Source organism: Nonomuraea sp. NPDC049709, from assembly GCF_040674815.1.
Classification (GTDB): Bacteria; Actinomycetota; Actinomycetes; order Streptosporangiales; family Streptosporangiaceae; genus Nonomuraea.
Genome location: NZ_JBFANM010000008.1, coordinates 17,491 through 34,262, shown reverse-complemented (window position 1 = coordinate 34,262; position 16,772 = coordinate 17,491). Strand labels below are relative to the sequence as shown.

General features: G+C 70.5%; 17 protein-coding genes. 9 read left to right on the top strand and 8 right to left on the bottom strand.

Features of this window, described 5'->3' with window-relative positions; all coding sequences use genetic code 11:
* Positions 1-54 precede the first annotated feature (54 nt).
* From paaI to AB0J69_RS09725, 3 genes are read left to right on the top strand one after another with little or no spacing between them, the layout of a single operon-like run.
* Entirely contained in the window at positions 55-423 is a 369-nt protein-coding gene (paaI, locus tag AB0J69_RS09735) for a hydroxyphenylacetyl-CoA thioesterase PaaI (protein WP_364115152.1), read from the top strand.
* On the top strand, positions 420-1,742 hold the full coding sequence (gene paaK, locus AB0J69_RS09730) for a phenylacetate--CoA ligase PaaK (protein ID WP_364114798.1): 1,323 nt from the start codon (positions 420-422) through the stop codon (positions 1,740-1,742). Before paaI ends, paaK begins: the two co-directional genes overlap by 4 nt.
* A gap of 8 nt (positions 1,743-1,750) precedes the next feature.
* On the top strand, positions 1,751-2,356 hold the full coding sequence (locus AB0J69_RS09725; RefSeq protein WP_364114796.1) for a TetR/AcrR family transcriptional regulator: 606 nt from the start codon (positions 1,751-1,753) through the stop codon (positions 2,354-2,356).
* A 34-nt stretch (positions 2,357-2,390) separates the two neighbouring features.
* Here the strand turns inward: AB0J69_RS09725 and AB0J69_RS09720 are convergent, their stop codons facing one another.
* The 4 genes from AB0J69_RS09720 to AB0J69_RS09705 form a co-directional block, all read right to left on the bottom strand.
* Positions 2,391-3,218: a hypothetical protein gene (locus tag AB0J69_RS09720; RefSeq protein WP_364114794.1), complete on the bottom strand. Its 828-nt coding sequence runs from the start codon at positions 3,216-3,218 to the stop codon at positions 2,391-2,393.
* A 93-nt stretch (positions 3,219-3,311) separates the two neighbouring features.
* Positions 3,312-3,611: a DUF4193 domain-containing protein gene (locus AB0J69_RS09715; protein ID WP_090929286.1), complete on the bottom strand. Its 300-nt coding sequence runs from the start codon at positions 3,609-3,611 to the stop codon at positions 3,312-3,314.
* A gap of 321 nt (positions 3,612-3,932) precedes the next feature.
* Positions 3,933-5,165 (bottom strand): HAMP domain-containing sensor histidine kinase, encoded by a 1,233-nt coding sequence (locus AB0J69_RS09710; RefSeq protein ID WP_364114792.1) that lies wholly within the window; start codon positions 5,163-5,165, stop codon positions 3,933-3,935.
* A gap of 142 nt (positions 5,166-5,307) precedes the next feature.
* Positions 5,308-5,961, bottom strand: a complete 654-nt coding sequence (locus tag AB0J69_RS09705) for a response regulator transcription factor (protein WP_138693059.1) — start codon at positions 5,959-5,961, stop codon at positions 5,308-5,310.
* Between the two features lie 237 nt (positions 5,962-6,198).
* Between AB0J69_RS09705 and AB0J69_RS09700 the strand changes: the two genes are divergently transcribed.
* Positions 6,199-6,363, top strand: a complete 165-nt coding sequence (locus AB0J69_RS09700) for a hypothetical protein (RefSeq protein ID WP_165974805.1) — start codon at positions 6,199-6,201, stop codon at positions 6,361-6,363.
* 54 nt (positions 6,364-6,417) lie between these two features.
* Here AB0J69_RS09700 and AB0J69_RS09695 read toward each other — a convergent pair whose 3' ends face one another.
* The gene (locus AB0J69_RS09695) at positions 6,418-7,206 is read right to left on the bottom strand and encodes an inositol monophosphatase family protein (RefSeq protein ID WP_364114789.1); all 789 of its coding nucleotides are present in this window, start codon (positions 7,204-7,206) and stop codon (positions 6,418-6,420) included.
* Complete coding sequence (locus AB0J69_RS09690) at positions 7,206-9,227, bottom strand: S9 family peptidase (RefSeq protein ID WP_364114787.1); 2,022 nt, start codon at positions 9,225-9,227, stop codon at positions 7,206-7,208. Before AB0J69_RS09690 ends, AB0J69_RS09695 begins: the two co-directional genes overlap by 1 nt.
* Before the next feature lie 11 nt (positions 9,228-9,238).
* On the opposite strand from AB0J69_RS09690, the gene AB0J69_RS09685 reads away from it, so the two are divergent.
* Positions 9,239-10,207 (top strand): ferrochelatase, encoded by a 969-nt coding sequence (locus tag AB0J69_RS09685; RefSeq protein ID WP_364114785.1) that lies wholly within the window; start codon positions 9,239-9,241, stop codon positions 10,205-10,207.
* On the opposite strand, the gene AB0J69_RS09680 is transcribed toward AB0J69_RS09685, so the two are convergent.
* Positions 10,198-11,388, bottom strand: coding sequence for a lytic transglycosylase domain-containing protein (locus AB0J69_RS09680; RefSeq protein ID WP_364114783.1), 1,191 nt, complete (start codon positions 11,386-11,388; stop codon positions 10,198-10,200). The two genes, AB0J69_RS09685 and AB0J69_RS09680, sit on opposite strands and share 10 nt — an antisense overlap.
* Positions 11,389-11,480: 92 nt before the next feature.
* Here AB0J69_RS09680 and AB0J69_RS09675 point away from each other — a divergent pair, with 92 nt between their 5' ends.
* The 3 genes from AB0J69_RS09675 (at position 11,481) to AB0J69_RS09665 (ending at position 14,792) form a co-directional block, all read left to right on the top strand.
* Complete coding sequence (locus AB0J69_RS09675; RefSeq protein ID WP_364114781.1) at positions 11,481-12,683, top strand: MFS transporter; 1,203 nt, start codon at positions 11,481-11,483, stop codon at positions 12,681-12,683.
* A 99-nt stretch (positions 12,684-12,782) separates the two neighbouring features.
* A complete protein-coding gene (locus AB0J69_RS09670) occupies positions 12,783-13,463 on the top strand; it encodes a polysaccharide deacetylase family protein (RefSeq protein ID WP_364114779.1) in 681 nt (226 codons plus the stop codon).
* 48 nt (positions 13,464-13,511) lie between these two features.
* The gene (locus tag AB0J69_RS09665) at positions 13,512-14,792 is read left to right on the top strand and encodes a D-arabinono-1,4-lactone oxidase (protein ID WP_364114777.1); all 1,281 of its coding nucleotides are present in this window, start codon (positions 13,512-13,514) and stop codon (positions 14,790-14,792) included.
* A 104-nt stretch (positions 14,793-14,896) separates the two neighbouring features.
* Here the strand turns inward: AB0J69_RS09665 and AB0J69_RS09660 are convergent, their stop codons facing one another.
* Positions 14,897-15,685: a hypothetical protein gene (locus AB0J69_RS09660; RefSeq protein WP_364114775.1), complete on the bottom strand. Its 789-nt coding sequence runs from the start codon at positions 15,683-15,685 to the stop codon at positions 14,897-14,899.
* A gap of 113 nt (positions 15,686-15,798) precedes the next feature.
* On the opposite strand from AB0J69_RS09660, the gene AB0J69_RS09655 reads away from it, so the two are divergent.
* Complete coding sequence (locus AB0J69_RS09655) at positions 15,799-16,746, top strand: S8 family serine peptidase (RefSeq protein ID WP_364114773.1); 948 nt, start codon at positions 15,799-15,801, stop codon at positions 16,744-16,746.
* Positions 16,747-16,772: the final 26 nt, after the last annotated feature.

Here is a 16,772-nt window from a genome sequence, read left to right as displayed (position 1 = left end):
ACCGAACATTCGGTCAGTTGACAAGGGAGACTTGCGTTGGAGAGCGCGCGTCGCATGATGGACGCCGACACCGCCTCCGCGGCCCTGGGCATCGAGTTGACGGAGCTGGGCGAGGGCCGGGCGGTGTGCCGCATGACCGTGACGGGCCAGATGATCAACGGCCATGACCTGTGCCACGGCGGATACGTGTTCCTGCTGGCCGACACGGCGTTCGCGTGCGCCTGCAACACCTACGGCCCGGTGACGGTGGCGGCGGGCGCAGAGATCACGTTCGTCTCCCCCGCCCGCGCGGGCGACGTGCTGGTCGCCGAGGCGGCCGAGCGCACCCGCTACGGGCGCAGCGGCATCTACGACATCACCGTGCGAAGGCCGGACGGACAGGTGGTCGCGGAGTTCCGCGGCCGGAGCCGGGAGCTGAAGTGAGACTTGGAGATCCCCCTGCCGCCCACGAGCTCGACCCGGTCGAGCGGGTGTCCCGCGACGAGCTCATGGCGCTGCAGCTGGAGCGCCTGCGGCGGACCCTCGACCACGCGTACCAAAACGTCCCGATTTATCGGGAAAAATTTGACCAAGCCGGGGTACATCCGAGCGACTGCAAGGAGCTCGGTGACCTGGCGAAGTTCCCCTTCACCACCAAGCAGGACCTGCGCGACAGCTACCCGTTCGGCATGTTCGCCGTCCCCCGCGAGCAGGTGGCCAGGGTGCACGCCTCCAGCGGCACCACGGGGCAGCCGACCGTGGTTGGCTACACCAGGAACGACATCGACGTCTGGGCGGAGGTCATGGCCCGCTCGATCCGCGCCTCCGGCGGGCGGCCCGGCGACATCGTGCACGTGGCCTACGGCTACGGCCTGTTCACCGGCGGGCTGGGCGCGCACTACGGGGCCGAGCGGCTGGGATGCACGGTGGTGCCCGTCTCGGGCGGCATGACGGCCCGGCAGGTGCGGCTCATCGCGGACTTCCGGCCCGACATCGTCATGATGACGCCGTCGTACATGCTGGCCCTGCTGGACGAGTTCGCCGCCCAGGGGCTGGACCCGCGCGCCGCGTCCCCGCGCGTCGGGATCTTCGGCGCGGAGCCGTGGACGGAGCGGATGCGCGCGGAGATCGAGGAGCGCTTCGACCTGCACGCCGTGGACATCTACGGCCTGTCCGAGGTGATCGGGCCCGGCGTGGCGAACGAGTGCGTCGAGAGCAAGGACGGCCTGCACGTCTGGGAGGACCACTTCTACCCGGAGACCGTCGATCCGTTCACCGGCGAGCCGGCCGAGGCGGGCGAGCTGGTCTTCACCAGCCTCACCAAGGAGGCCATGCCGGTCATCCGCTACCGCACGCGCGACCTGACCCGGCTGCTGCCCGGCACGGCCAGGCCCGCGTTCCGCCGCATGGAGAAGGTGACCGGGCGCACCGACGACATGATCATCGTGCGCGGCGTGAACGTGTTCCCGACCCAGATCGAGGAGCTCGTGCTGGCCACGCGGGGCCTGTCTCCGCACTTCCAGCTGCACCTGACGCGCCCGGAGCGACTCGACGTGATGACGGTCAGGGTCGAGGCGCGTCCCGAGCTCGGCGGCGGGCGGGGCGAGGCGGGCGAGGCGCTGCGCAGGGCGGTCAAGGACGTCGTCGGCGTGAGCGTGGAGGTCGAGGTCGTGGATCCGGAGACGCTGGAGCGATCGGTCGGGAAGCTCAAGCGGGTCATCGACCGGCGAGCTGCGGCGGACGACCACGACAAGCAGGGATAATCGGGCATATGGCCACTCCAGCCCCTACGCGTCAGCGCAGGCGCGGGCACGACCCCGAGTCCGTGCTGTCCATCGCCGTGGGCGTCTTCAACGAGCGTGGCTACGACGGCACCAGCATGGAGGACCTCGCCAGGGCGCTGGGCGTCACCAAGTCGGCCATCTACCACCACGTGCCGGGCAAGGAGCAGCTCCTCGCCCGCGCCCTCGACCGGGCGCTGGACGGCCTGTTCGAGATGGTGGCCGACGAGCGCGCCGCCTCGGGGGCGGCCATCGAGCGGCTGGAACGGGTCGTACGGCAGAGCGTGCGCATCCTCGTCGACCGGCAGCCGTACGTGACGCTGCTGCTGCGGGTGCGCGGCAACAGCCGCACCGAGCGGGCGGCGCTGGAGCGGCGGCGAGAGTTCGACGCTTTCATCAGCCACCTGGTCGGACAGGCGGCGGCGGAGGGCGGCATCCGGGCCGACCTGGATCCCGCACTGGTGACGCGGCTGCTGTTCGGCACCGTGAACTCGATCACCGAGTGGTACCACCCGTCACGCGGCGCCTCCGCCGACGACCTGGCGGACGCGTTGATCACGATGATGTTCGACGGGCTGCGCTCGAACGCGGCCTAGAGACCTGCCACGGGCTCGCCGCCGGGAGGCAGGGCTACGGGTCGAGCTCGTTACGCCGCGGGGACTCGACGGCCTCGGGCTGCCCGTCACCGGGCAGCGGGCGTTTGACGCGCAGGTCGTTGCGGATGGTCTCGCCGAGCTTCTTAGTGGCCATGCGGTTGAGCGCGCCGCCGGCGACGGCGCCGGTCAGGAACGGGCCGAACGTGGTCAGGTGGCGGCCCAGCGTACGCATGAGACGGTTGCGCAGAGCCGTCTTGGTGGCCGCTCCGAGCGCCAGTGAGACGGACGCGGGCGCGAGGGGGTCGATGCCGCGTTGCTTGGCCCAGGCGGCCGTGAAGGCGACCGCGCGCTGGGTGCCGGAGCCCTGGACCCGTACGCCGTAGACCTCGTGCAGCTCGGCCAGGAGCTTGACCTCGATGGCGGCGACGACGATCGTCTCGGCGACGAGCTGGGCGGGGGCGGAGAGCAGGAGGGGTGGCGCGGCGAACTCGGCCGCGGCCAGTGCTCCGCCGATGGCGCCGACCGTCATCGTGGCCTTCTGCGCGGTGCGCACCAGGTCGTCGGCGAGCTCCTCGCCGGTCAGGCCGTGATGATGTTCGGCAAGGGTGTGCAGATCCCGGATCGGGATGCGCGGCGCGATGTTGAGGAAGACGTCCGCCAGCCAGCGTCCCCGGCCCGCGCCGGTCGCGCGTGCCCTTTTGGCTCCCGCGGACAACGCCTGGGCTAGGCGGCCGAGCAGCCTGCGCCGCTCGGCCGGCTCGAGCTCACCGGACGCGGTGAGCCTGCCTACGAGCTCGCCGACCTCACGGTCGGGGTCGGCGATCTCGCTGCCTGGTTGCTGGTCTTTCTCCGGTACGGCCACGCGATGCCTCCATGTCTCTTGGTCGCGACCGCTCAGGGTTCGTGGGCTTCGGTCATCGCTCCCTCGCTACCCCGAGCACTTTCGCTCCAGAAATTAGGCGGCGCACTCCCGGCAAACCTGCTGGCCGTTCCTCTCAGAGGCCAGTTGGCTGCGGTGATGCACCAGGAAGCAGCGTGAGCAGGTGAACTCGTCGGCCTGGCGGGGAATCACCCGCAGGGAGAGCTCTTCGTTCGACAGGTCCGCACCGGGCAGTTCGAGCGACTCGGCCAGATCGGTCTCGTCGATGTCGATGCTGCCAGACGACTTGTCGGTGCGCCGCGCCTGGAGTTCCTGGAGGCTGTCTTCCCCCAGGTCGTCGTCTGTCTTGCGCGGGCTGTCGTAGTCGGTAGCCATTGTGCTTACTCCATCCCCCTCATCCATATGTGTTCGCGCTCATCGCGCGTCTTCTAACGTCCGGGAAGCCCATCTTGTGCCCGTTCCGTCGGGGAGATTTCCCATCGGTACCCCGCGGAAACGGACAACGAACCTCCCAACACGTCAGGGCCTGCTGCCGACGGCAATGGTTAGCCAAATATGGCGAAACCCACAGCCTTGGCGTCATGCACCACCGTGTTCGACGGCACATCCAACCACATGTGCGGCGCGAATGAGACGCCCCCCGGGCCTCAACACGCGCGTCAACACGCGGACGAACGCGCCTGAACGACACGCCCGTCAACGCCTCGGCAGCTGAATGGTCACGACAAGCCCTCCACCATCACGCGGCACGGCGGCCACATTCCCGCCGTGCGCCTGCACCACCGCACGCACGATGGACAGCCCGAGCCCCGCTCCCTTGGCCGATTCCACGCGGTCCGCATGGAGCCTCCTGAACGGCTCGAACAGGCTGTTCACCTCGTACGCCGGGACGTGCTGTCCCGTGTTGGCCACCTGAACAACCAAGGCACCGTCCACCATTCCCGTTCGGATCCAGACTTTTCCGTTTTCGGGAATGTTGTACTTCACGGCGTTCTCGAGCAGGTTGCTGATGGAGCGCTCGAGGAGCACGGGATCGCCTATGGTAGGCGCGCTGACCAGTTCGGCGCTCACGGTTACGCCGTGTTCCTCGGCGAAGGGCGTGACCTGTTCCAGCGCCGTCTCGGCGACGTCCTGAACGTCCAGCGGTTTGCGCACGGCGAGTTCGCGCTCGCTCCTGGCGAGCAGCAGCAATCCCTCGATGAGCTTCTCGTTACGCGCATTGACCTCGAGGAGGGTACGGCCTAGCGCTTTGAGGTCCTCCGACGCCTCCGGATCCGACAGGGCGATCTCCAGGACCGTCCTGTTGATGGTCAGGGGCGTACGCAGCTCGTGCGACGCGTTGGCCACGAACCTGCGCTGGGTGTCGAAGGCGACGTTGAGCCTGGTGAGCATGGCGTCGAAGGTGTCGGCCAGCTCCTTCAGCTCGTCGTTGGGGCCCTCCAGGGCGATGCGCTGGTGGGCCAGGGTGCTCTCGGACAGCTTGCGCGCCGTCACGGTCATCTGCGCGACCGGCTTGAGCGCCCGGTCGGCCACGAAGTAGCCGATGATGAGCGCCAGGATCCCCACACCCACCAGCGCCATGGGCGCGCTGCCGAGCAGCGCGTCACGGGCGTTGATGATCGCCAGCTGTTCGTACTGGCGCCAGCGGACCTGCATCTGCGCGTCGGAGATCGGGTCCAGCCCGGTGTCGAGGGTCGGCCAGGCAGTGCTGATCGCTGTGCCGAGGATGACGTACACCGACAGCAGCAGCGCCGCGCCCGCCCCGAAGACGAGCGCGCCGTAGGTGAGCGTCAGCCGCCATCGGATGCTGACCTTGCCCGGCAGATCCTTCACACGATCCATAGTGGATCGCGAAGCCGGCGCCTGCTGCTCCAGCGGAGGGGGACCGTCCCAGGCGGGCGGGCCGACCGGGGGCGGCGCTTCCTGCACCCGCGTCGCCTTCCTCGCCGAGTGCGGACTGATCATCGGATGCGTCGGGCCCGCCTCACGCTCTGGCCGTTCACTCACAAGGCCTCCTCCGTCGGCCTTGTGAGTGCACTGCTGCGTCTGATGGTTCGCTCGCTCCGCTCGCTCACAACTTGTACCCAACCCCGGGCACAGTCTCGATCACCTGAGGCTCGCCCAGCTTCTTCCGCAGCGTCATCATGGTCACCCGGACCACGTTCGTGAAGGGATCGATGTTCTCGTCCCATGCCTTGTCCAGCAGGTCCTCCTGGCTGACCACGGCCCCTTCGGCCCGCATCAGCTCCTCGAGCACCGCGAACTCCTTCTTGGTCAGCACGACCTCCTTGCCGTCGCGCTCCACCAGCCGCTTGCCCGGGTCGAGCCGGATCCCGGCCCGCTCCAGGACGGGCGGCAGGGCGGGAGCGGAGCGGCGGCCGAGGGCCCGGACCCGCGCGACCAGCTCGATGAACACGAACGGCTTGGCCAGGTAGTCGTCGGCCCCCAGGCCGAGCCCCTCCACCTTGTCGTCCACGTCCCCCGACGCGGTCAGCATGAGGATCCGCGAGGCCGTCCGCTGCTCCACCAGCCGGCGGCACACCTCGTCGCCGTGCACGACGGGCAGGTCGCGGTCGAGCACGATCACGTCGTAGTCGATGTAGGAGGTCCGCTCCAGGGCGCCCCCGCCGTCGTACGCGACATCGACCGCCATGGCCTCACGCCGCAGCCCCGTCGCGATCGCGTCGGCGAGCACCCGCTCATCCTCTACCACCAGCACCCGCACGCCTGGTACACCTCTTCTCCGGATTCTGGGCACTCATTCTGCCCACGGCCTCGATAAGCGCACGGTAAGGCATGTTCAGGGCTGGGTGACCCCGCGGTGAGACGGCCCTTGGAGAAATTCATGTTTCGGTGGGCGACAAGCCGGGGTATGCCTGCGGGACACCCATTGCCCGGTCTTCATCTGGCGATGGGGTAACTTCGCCCCCCACACGGATCGAACCCCCAGAGAGTAGGTGAGATGGGCGAGTTCACGACCACGATCGAACACCGCCTCGACCAGGCTTACAAGGGCCTTCGGGAGGCCCGTAGCGTCGGCGACGACTACCTCGCCGACACACTCACCGCCGAGATCGAGGACCTGCGCAGGCTGGCCGACGATCACGGCATCCCGTTGCCCCGCTAGCCGTGCGAAACGGCCGGAGCCCGGCTCCGGCCGTTTCTCGACCCGGTTCAGCGATCAGACGGCGCGTTCGGGGTCCAGCCGCGCCAGCAGGTCGTGCAGTTCCTCGAACAGCCCGGGAGCCGCGCACAGCGCGAAGGCGGGGCTGACCGGCTCGCCGCGCAGCCCGCCGAGCCTGGCGCCCGACTCGGTGGCGATCAGCCCGGCCGCGGCGAAGTCCCACTGGTTGACGCCGCGCTCGTAGTACGCGTCCACCCGGCCGGCGGCCACGGAGCACAGGTCGACGGCGCACGAGCCCCCGCGCCGGATGTCGCGCACGCGGGGCAGCACCTGGGCCACCACCTCGCCCTGGACCGCGCGCTGGGCCTGGGCGTAGCCGAAGCCGGTCGAGACCAGCGCCTGCGCCAGCGGCACGCCGGTGTTGCAGCGCAGCCGCCCGGCCCCGAGCCAGGCGCCCTCGCCGAGCGCCGCGGTGTAGACCTCGCCGCGCGGCGGGACGTTGACGACACCGGCCACGACCTGGCCGTTCACCTCGACGGCGATCGACACCGCCCAGTCCGGCAGGCCGTACAGGAAGTTGACGGTGCCGTCGATCGGGTCGACGATCCAGCGCACGTCGGACTCGCCGGGCTCCTCCCCGCCCTCCTCGCCGAGGATCCGGTCGCCGGGCCTGGCGGCCAGGATGCGCTCGCGGATGAGCTCCTCCGACGCCTTGTCGAGGGTGGTGACCACGTCGGTGGGGCTGGACTTGGTCTCGATCTCGCCGGACATCGTGGGCCGCTTGGCGAGGAGCATGTCCCCCGCCTCGCGGGCGATGTCCTCGGCGAGCCTCAGGAAATCCGTCATCAGGCCACCGAGTCCGGGCGCTTCCACTCCTGTCCGAGCACGTGCTGGGCCAGGAAGGCCAGGACGGTCTCGTACCAGGCGACGGCGTTGCCGGGCTTGAGGATCCAGTGGTTCTCGTCGGGGAAGTACAGGAACTTCGACTCGACCTCGGTGCGGCGCAGGTCCCACCACAGGCGCAGCGCCTCGCCGACGGGCACGCGGTAGTCCTTGTCGCCGTGGATGACCAGCACCGGGGTGGTGATGTCGGTGAGGGAGTGGTGCGGGGACAGCAGCTGGTACCGCTCGGAGCCGGGCTCGCCGAACTCGCGCTGCCAGTACATGGAGGCGTCGGTGGTGCCGGCGAACTGGTCGAGGTTCCAGAGCGAGGCGTGGGTGACGATGGCCTTGTAGCGGTCGGTGTGGCCGGCCAGCCAGTTGGCCATGTAGCCGCCGTACGAGCCGCCCATCGCGGCGATGCGCTCGCTGTCGATGTCGTCCCTGGCCAGTGCCACGTCCACGATCGCGTCGAGGTCGGCCTGCGTGCGCGGGCCCCAGTTGCCCCAGCCGCGGTCGATCATCTCCTGGCCGTAGCCGGTGGACAGGCAGGGGTCGGGCATGAGCACGGCGTACCCGTGCTGGGCCATGATCCAGGACTGCCAGCGCCACTGCCAGTCGTTCCACGAGGCGACCGGGCCGCCGTGGATGAACAGCACGAACGGCGCGGGGTCCTCGGCCGAGGCGCCCTCCGGCAGCACGAGCCAGCCGCGGACGGTGGCGCCGTCGTCGGCGGTGGCGGAGATCTCGGTCAGCGTGCCGGGCACCTCGGGGCGCGGGGCGGGCGAGGGCGGCTCGGTGATCTCACCGGTGACCGCGTCGATCCTGGCCGGGGCGGGCGCGAGGTTGACGGCGCTGCGCAGCGCGTACACGAACCGGCCGTCGGGGGACGGGCTGAGGCCGAGGTAGGCGCAGTCGTCCTGGGTGAGCCTGGTCGCCTCCCCCTCCAGGGGCACGCGGAAGACCGGGCGGCGGCCCTGGAAGTCGGCGGCGAGGTAGACGGTCGAGGAGTCCGGCGACCACTCCACGTCCGCGGGGAACAGGTCGGGCGCGTACGCGCGGCCCTGCCCCGTGGCGAGGTCGGCGATCCACAGCTCGCTGCGCGCCGAGATGTTCAGGCCCGTGAGCCGGTCGCGGGAGCAGGCGATCCTGGCGCCGTCAGGGGAGACGGCCAGCGGGCCGGTGAAGTCGTAGGCCTCGTCGCTGAGCAGCACCCGCCGCTCTCCCGTGGCGACGTCGATGGCCACCAGGTCGGTACGCCACTCGCCCTTGGGCAGGTAGTTGCGCCAGGTGGAGATCACGGTGGCGCCGTCGGGGGTCAGCTCGAAACCGCCCTCGCGCAGCGCGTCGCCGGCGTCGGGGGTCAGATCGCGCACGTCCTCCAGGCGGTCGTCGCCGAGCCGGGCCACGAACAGGCGGGGCCGGCCGGGGCCGAGGTCCTGGTCCCAGTAACGCACGGGGTAGCCCTCGTGCAGGACGGCGCTGATCCCGGCGTCCTTGCGGGCCTTGCGCTTCTCCTCCTCCGCGGCCTCCTCGCCGTCGAGCACGTCGGCGACGAACACGACCACGTCGCCGGCCGTGCGCACGGCCCCGATGCCACCGGGCCGGGCGGCCACCTGGCGGGCCTCACCGCCCGCGCGGGGCAGCAGCCACAACGAGGGGACCTCGTCGCCGGAGTCCTTGACGGTGGGGTCGGGGCGGGCGGAGGTGAACAGCACGTCCCCGGCGGTGGTGAAGACCGCGGCGGACTCGCCCTTGGCGGAGCGCGTCAGCCGGTACGGCTCGCCGTCCACGGGAACGGCCCAGAGCGCGGTGCCGAACGACTTTCCATCGGGGTTGAGGGACTGGACGGTGGAGATCAATCTGGAGCCGTCGGGCGAGAGCCGCAGCGAGAGAACCCGGGGGATGGCCACATAGTCACGTATGTCGTTGAATGCGCTCACTCGATCGAACCTACCTCGCGGAAGGGACCGCCGACACTCCCGCATAGGGTTGTCACGTGGGAATTTACGACGCCTTGCTGGTCCTGTCGTTCGGCGGCCCGGAGGGACCGGACGACGTGATGCCGTTCCTGGAAAACGTCGTGCGCGGCCGGGGAGTGCCGCGCGAGCGGCTGCTCGAGGTGGCCGAGCATTACCAGAGTTTCGGCGGGGTCAGCCCGATCAACCAGCAGAACCGCGACCTGGTCGAGGCGCTGCGCCCGGTCGCCGGCGTCCCGGTCTACTGGGGCAACCGCAACTGGCACCCGTTCGGCGAGGACACGGTGCGGCAGATGAAGGCCGACGGCATCCGGAAGGCGGCCGTGTTCGCGACGTCGGCGTTCGCCGGCTACTCGAGCTGCCGGCAATACTACGAGGACATCGCCCGGATCTCCGTCGACGGCGGCCCCGAGCTGGTCAAGATGCGCCACTACGGCGACCACCCCGGATTCGTGGCCGCGATGGCCGACCGCACCGGGGCGGCGCTGGAGCGGCTCGGCCGCGACGACGCCCAGCTGGTGTTCACCGCCCACAGCATCCCCGTCTCCATGGCCGAGACGGCCGGGCCGTCCGGCGGCCTCTACGAGGCGCAGCTGCGCAGGAGCGCCGAGCTGGTCAACCAGGCGCTCGGCCGCACCCAGCCGTGGGACCTGGTGTGGCAGTCGCGCAGCGGGCCGCCGCAGGTGCCGTGGCTGGAGCCGGACGTCTGCGACTTCCTGCGCAAGACCGACGCGAGGTCCGTCGTGCTGGTGCCGATCGGGTTCGTCTCCGACCACATGGAGGTCGTCTACGACCTCGACACCGAGGCCAGGGCGGTGGCGGCGGAGCTGGGCCTGCCGATGGAGCGGGCGGCGACGGCGGGCACGCACCCGAGCTTCGTGCGGATGGTGCGCGAGCTGATGGAGGAGCCCGAGCCGGTGCCGTGCGCGCTCACCTGCTGCCCGCCGCCGCGCAGGCGGCCTGAGGCGCCTCAGGCGCCTCAGGCGTAGGTGCGGGCGTACGCCTCGGCGATCCCCATGACCTTGTTCACGTAGTCCCACGAGTGGTTGTAGAACCAGATCGCCTTGCGCAGCCGCTCGCCGCCCTGGCCCGCCTTGTTGGCGCACAGGTAGTTGGCCGCGCCGGGCACGGCGTCGTACGGGCTCCAGATGTCCTTCTTGCCGTCCCCGTCGCCGTCCACGCCGTAGTGCTTCCACGTGGCGGGCATGAACTGCATCGGCCCGAGCGCGCCCGCGCTGGAGGGCCCGTTGTTGCGCCCGTGTGAGCTCTCCACCTGCCCGATCGCGGCCAGCACCGTCCAGGACAGCCCGGGGCAGCGGGTGGCGGCGGCCTTGTAGAGCTCCAGATAGCTGCCCGGCCGGCCGACGTTGACCTGCTGCGGCTGCTGCTGGGCGGGCTGCTGCTGCTTGGCGGTACGGGCTGCCGCGTCCAGCACGACGACCTGGGCGTCCTTGCCGAGCAGCTTGCGTACGCCCGACTCGCTGATCTTGCCTTCCTTGCCGTGCAGCAGCACCGCCACTCCCGGCGCGAACCCCAGCGACCGGCCCAGGTCCGCGCTCACCAGACCGTCCACGCCGTGCAGCCCGAGCGTGGCCGAGGCCGCGACGCGGAGCCGGGGCCCGCCGTCCACCTGGTACATCGCGCCCAGGATCATCCCGAACTTGCGTATCGCACCAGCGTCGGCGACCAGCCCGCCCCTGGCCAGCGCGCTCCACAGCGCGGGCTGGTCGGCCACGGGCTGCGGCGTCCAGGAGCGGAAGTCGGACGGGTCCACGGCCAGCAGGTTCAGCGCGGTGCCGGACACCTTGACCGCGCCCGCGTCCACCACGATCACCTTCTGCACGTGCTTCAGCTCTCCCAGGCGGAACCTGGTCTGCTTGGGCACGGTGCCCGGGGCGATCGCCAGCACGCGCGGCGGCGTGGAGGTGATGCCGGGACCGCCCTGGCCGAAGTCCTTGACCGGTGCGGCCGTGGGCACGATCTGGTCCAGGCGGGGAGCGGCGGACGGCCCGGTCTCCTGCTGGGGGCGGGGCTCCCGGCGTACGGGCTCCTGCACGGTCCTGACCAGGCCATCGTCCATGATCACGACGATGCCGCCGGCAGCGGCGCAGACCGCGAGCACGGCGATGACCATGAGCATGACCGCGCGAAGGCTGGGAAGACCGGACACCCGGGACACGTTAACTCACGCCCGCGCCAAATCACTTGCCATCCGGACATACAGTGCGCAATGGTTAGCTGCTTGAGTAAGGGGGAAACAGCGTGGTCGGGCCTTACCGGGGGTTGTTCGAGAGGCCCGGTGTCAAAGCTTTCGTGCTGGCCGGTCTCATCGGCCGGATGCCGATGTCCATGCTGGGCATCGGGGTCATCCTGCTGATCTCAACGCTCACCGACAACTACGCCACCGCCGGCGCGGTCGCCGCCACCTCCAACGTCGCCTTCGCCGTTGCCGCGCCCATGTCGGGCCGGCTGGCCGACAGGTTCGGGCAGGGGCGGGTGATCGCGCCGATCGCCATCGTCAACGCTCTCGCCCTGGCGGCCCTGATGATCCTCGCCGGGTCCGGGCTGCCCGAATGGACGCTGTACGCCTCGGGGCTGATCGTGGGCGCCACCTCGCTGTCGATCGGCTCGATGGTGCGCGCCCGCTGGTCGGTCATCTACGGCGGCTCCGGCCAGTTGCACACCGCGTTCGCGTTCGAGTCCGTGGCGGACGAGGTCGTCTTCGTCACCGGCCCGGCGCTGGTCACGGTGCTCGCGACCGCCGTGAACCCGTACGCGGGCCTGATCGTGGCCCTGGTCTGCATGCTGCTGGGCTCCCTGGCGCTGGCCTCGCAGGGGCGCACCCAGCCGCCCGTGCAGCAGTTCAGGACGTCGGCGGGCACGCCCATCCTGATCCCCGGCATCGCCCTGATCGCCGGCGTCTCCCTGGCGCTGGGCGCGATCTTCGGGTCCGTGGACCTGATCACGGTGGCGTTCGCCGAGGAGCGCGGCGTGAAGGGGGCCGCGGGGTTCCTGCTGGCCTCGTTCGCGGGCGGGTCGATGGTGTCGGGGCTCTGGTTCGGGTCCCGCAACTGGCGCATCTCGATGCGCGCGCGGTTCGTGCGGGCGCTGGCCCTGTTCATGGTGGGGCTGGTGCCGATCCTGTTCATCGACAGCCCGTGGCTGATGGCGGGGGCGCTGTTCCTGGCCGGGTTCGCCATCTCGCCGACGCTCATCACGTGCTTCTCGCTCACCGAGCGGCTGGTGCCGCCGTCCCTGCTCACCGAGGGCATGGCGTGGATCTCGACGGCGATCGGGTTCGGCGTGGCGATCGGCTCGTGGGCGGGCGGTCAGCTCACCGAGACGTACGGCGCGTCCAGCGCGTACGGCTTCTCACTGTGCGCGGCGGTGCTGGCCGTGATCGTGGGAATCGGAGGTTCGGGTTTGCTGAGACTTCCCGAGGCTCCTTCACCCCCGCGGACCTGATCCGCTACGGTCGGGACATCCCTCGCAACACCCATCACACTGGAAGCACTAGTTATGTCCCGACAAATCAGTTCACTTCTAGCTATCGCGGCTGTTTGCGTGACTCTTGCCCCGGCACCGGCTCTCGCGCAAACCCCCACCAAGAAGGAGCCGGTCGACTGCGAGCAGGTCAAGTGCATCGCACTGACCTTTGACGACGGTCCGGGCAAGTACGCGGGAACGCTGCTCGACACGCTCAAGAAGTACGACGCGAAGGCGACGTTCTTCCTTGAGGGCCAATACGTGAAGAGCCGCCCCTCCTACGTCAAGCGCATGGCCACCGAGGGCCACGAACTCGGTAACCACAGCTACAGCCACCCCGACTTCACCAAGATCGAACCGGGGGCGATCAAGAGCGAGATCCAGAAGACCCAGGACGCGGTGAAGAAGGCGGCGGGCGTCGAGCCCAAGCTGCTGCGGCCGCCGTACGGGATGGCAGACCTGCAGGTCTCCGACATCGCCGCCGAGTTCGGCATGCCGATGATCCTGTGGACCGCCGGTTCCCAGGACTGGAGCTCCAAGAACGTCGAGGCCATCCAGAAGCAGACCCTGGCCGTGGCCAAGCCGAACTCGATCATCCTCATGCACGACTGGGTGAAGCAGACCGTGGACGGCATGCCCTCGCTCATCAAGACCCTGCAGGGCAAGGGTTACCACCTGGTGACCGTGTCCGACGTGGTCAAGAGCCAGGACCTCAAGCCCGGGGACATCTACCCCGTTCCGGAGGGCTGGGAGAAGTGAGTATCGTTCGCGTTTAGTCGGAACGATGCTCTTGGGTGAGGGGTGCTCGTGGCCTTCGTGAACTGGGCACGCAACCAGTCGGGCACCCCCGCCGAGGTGCGTACGCCGGCCTCCGTCGAGGACGTCGTACGCGCCGTACGCGACGCCGCCGCCTCCGGGCGGCGGGTCCGCATGATCGGCACGGGCCACTCCTTCACCGGGGTGGCCCTCACCGACGGCATCATGCTGTGCCCCGGCGCGCTGACCGGGATCAGGTCACGCGCGGACGACCGCGTCACCGTGCTGGCGGGCACGCCCCTGCGGGCGCTGAACGAGCTGCTCGCCGAACACGGCCTGGCGCTGGCGAACATGGGTGACATCACCGAGCAGACCGTCGCCGGCGCCATCCAGACCGGCACCCACGGCACCGGCCGCGACAGCGGCGGCCTCGCCGACCAGGTCGCCGAGCTGGAGCTGGTGCTCGCCGACGGCTCGGTGGCCACCGTCTCGCCGGGCGAGGAGCTGTTCGACGCCGCCCGGGTGGGCCTGGGCGCGCTCGGGGTGCTGACGGCCGTGACGTTCCGGGTGGAGCCCGCGTTCCTGCTGCACAACCGGCGGCGCAAGCTCACGCTCAGCGAGATCCTCGGCTCGCTCGACGAGCTGACCTCCGCGAACGAGCACCTCGACTTCTTCTGGCTGCCGCACACCGACGCCTGCCTGGTCAAGACCAACAACCGGAGCCCCGGCCCGGCGCGGCCACCGGGCGCGCTCCGGCACTGGCTGGACAACGTGTTCCTGGAGAACACCGTCTTCGGCGCGGCCTGCGCCGTCGGCGCCCGCCTGCCCTCGCTGATCCCGCGGATCAACGCGGTCAGCGCGGCGGCGCTCGGGGACTCGGAGTCGGTGGACGCGTCGTACAGGGTGTTCACGGCGCGGCGGGACGTGCGCTTCCTCGAGATGGAGTACGCCGTCCCGCGCGAGCGCCTGGCCCAGGCCCTGCGCGAGACCCGGGACCTGGTCGAGCGGATGGACTGGCGGATCACCTTTCCGGTGGAGGTGCGGGTGACGCCGCCCAGCGACGCGTGGCTGTCCACCGCGTACGGGCGGGCGTCGGCGTACGTCGCCTGCCACATCTACCGGCCGACGCCGAACCCCGCGTACTTCGAGGGGGTCGAGGAGATCATGACCCGCCTGGACGGCCGCCCCCACTGGGGCAAGCTGCACACCCGCGACGCCGCCTACCTGGGCAAGGTCTATCCCCGCCTCGCCGACTTCCAGGCCCTCCGCGACCGCCTGGACCCGGCCCGCCTGTTCACCAACGACTACCTGGACAAGGTGCTCGGCCCCTGACCCCGGCTCCGGGACGACCCCCGGTACGGACCTCCCTCGCCACCCGGCCAGGACCAGTGCCGAAGTGCGGCGGGAAGGGGAACGGCGACCCGCGGAAGACGGACTCATCGCGCGGGCGTGTCCGCGGGCTGCCCGGTCGGTGCCGGCGGCGCGCTGGACACCGGCGCCTCCTCCCCCACGTCGGGCTGGTCCTGCTGCGGCGGCGCGCTCGTGACCTCCCCCGACGGCTCCACCGTGTCCGACCGCGTGGGCGTCGGCTCCGGAGTCGGCCCCGGGGTGGGCGTCCTGGTCGGCTGGGTCGTCGTGGGGCTGGGCGAGGGGGTGGACGGCGCGGGTGTGGAGGTCTGCGGCGGGTACGCGGGCGCCTCGCTCTCCCGCTCCTGTCGTACCGGCCGGCCTCTGTGCTCCTCCTGCGGCTTCTTGGGCGCCTTCCCGGTCACCTGCTCGTGCACGGTCTGCTGCGCCGCCGCCTGGTAGACGAGGATGCTCCCCATGCTGACCCCGAACACGATCGTCGCCGCGGCCGCGATCTTCAGCCACGGCAGCCTCCGCCGCGGCTCCTCCACGACCGGCATGACCAGCGTGGACTCGCCAACGCCCGGGGTCGCGTGCGCGGCGGCCGCGAGCAGCCGTCCCTCCTCCGGCGGGCCGTCCGGGTCGTGCTCCTCGCGCCAGGAGGTCAGCGTGTGCTGCTTGACCCGCTCTCCGGTGCGCTTGAGATAGTGCGTGTACACGGCCGTGGCGACCGAGCTGGCGATGCTGACCACCGCCGCGCCGATCACGGTGCCCGCCACGCCGAGATACGACGCGGCCACGGCGGCGGTCACGGCGGCCAGGGCGCTGCCCAGGATCTGCGGCATGCTCAGCTCGAACTTCCGCTGCTCGCCGCTCATCTCCGGGATCAGTCCCCTCTAGTCATGCGTTCGGTAAAGAGCTGTCTCGTGAATAGACGCGAGTGCGTGTCCTGTTGTTCCTGTGACCTGCGTGACAGGCACCCTTGTAACTCGTGCCCCGACGACTCGGCCTGCCCTCCGTTTACCTCGCCGCGGCCATGGCCACGGCCGCCACGACCGCCGTCCCTCCGGCCATGACGCCCGCCTCAGGACTCGCCCTGCGGCCCGCCCCGGTGGAACCCGCCCGGCCCTACATCGTCACCGCCCGCGACCGGGCTGACGCGCGCGACCTCGTCGGTGAGGTGCGGTGGCGGGTACGCCGTTACTTCACCTCGGCGCTGCCCGGATTCGCCACCTTCCTCACCGCCGCCGAGCTGGCCGAGCTGCGGGCCGACCCGCGGGTGCGCACGATCGAGCCGGATCGCCAGATCCATCCCATGGCGAGCACGAGACCCGACCGGCCGTCCACCGTACGGGCCGACGGCGCCGGCGTCACCGTGTACGTCGTGGACAGCGGCATCAAGGCCAGGCAGGCCGGGTTCGGCGAGCGGGCCTGGCGCGCCTTCGACGCCACCGGCGGCACCGGCCGCGACTGCGGCGGCCACGGCACGCGGGTCGCCGCCCGCGCCCACGACGTCGCGCCCGGGGCGAGGATCGCCTCGGTACGGGTGCTCGGCTGCGACGGCACGGGAACACTGGCCGACGTGCTGGCGGGGCTGGACTGGATCCACCGGCACGCGCGCGGCCCCTCCGTGGCGAATTTGTCGATCGACGGCGCCGGCTCGCCGGCTCTGGAGGCGGCCGCCCACTCGCTCGTACGTTCTGGGGTGTTCGTCGTCGGGGCCGCGAACCACGGCACATGTCAGGTCACATCGGACGGACGCGCCTTCTCGGCGCACGCGCCGTACCTCGCCGGCGCCGCCGCCCGCCACCTGGAGCTTCACCCGAGCGCCGGCCCCGCCGCACTGGCCACCCGGCTCGGGTGCGCGGCGGCCCGCGGCGCGATTCGCCAGAACCCGTCGCGGCGATCTAACCTCCTCATGCGCGATGGCGGGCTCTAGAGGGATGGATTCCATAAATGTGACCG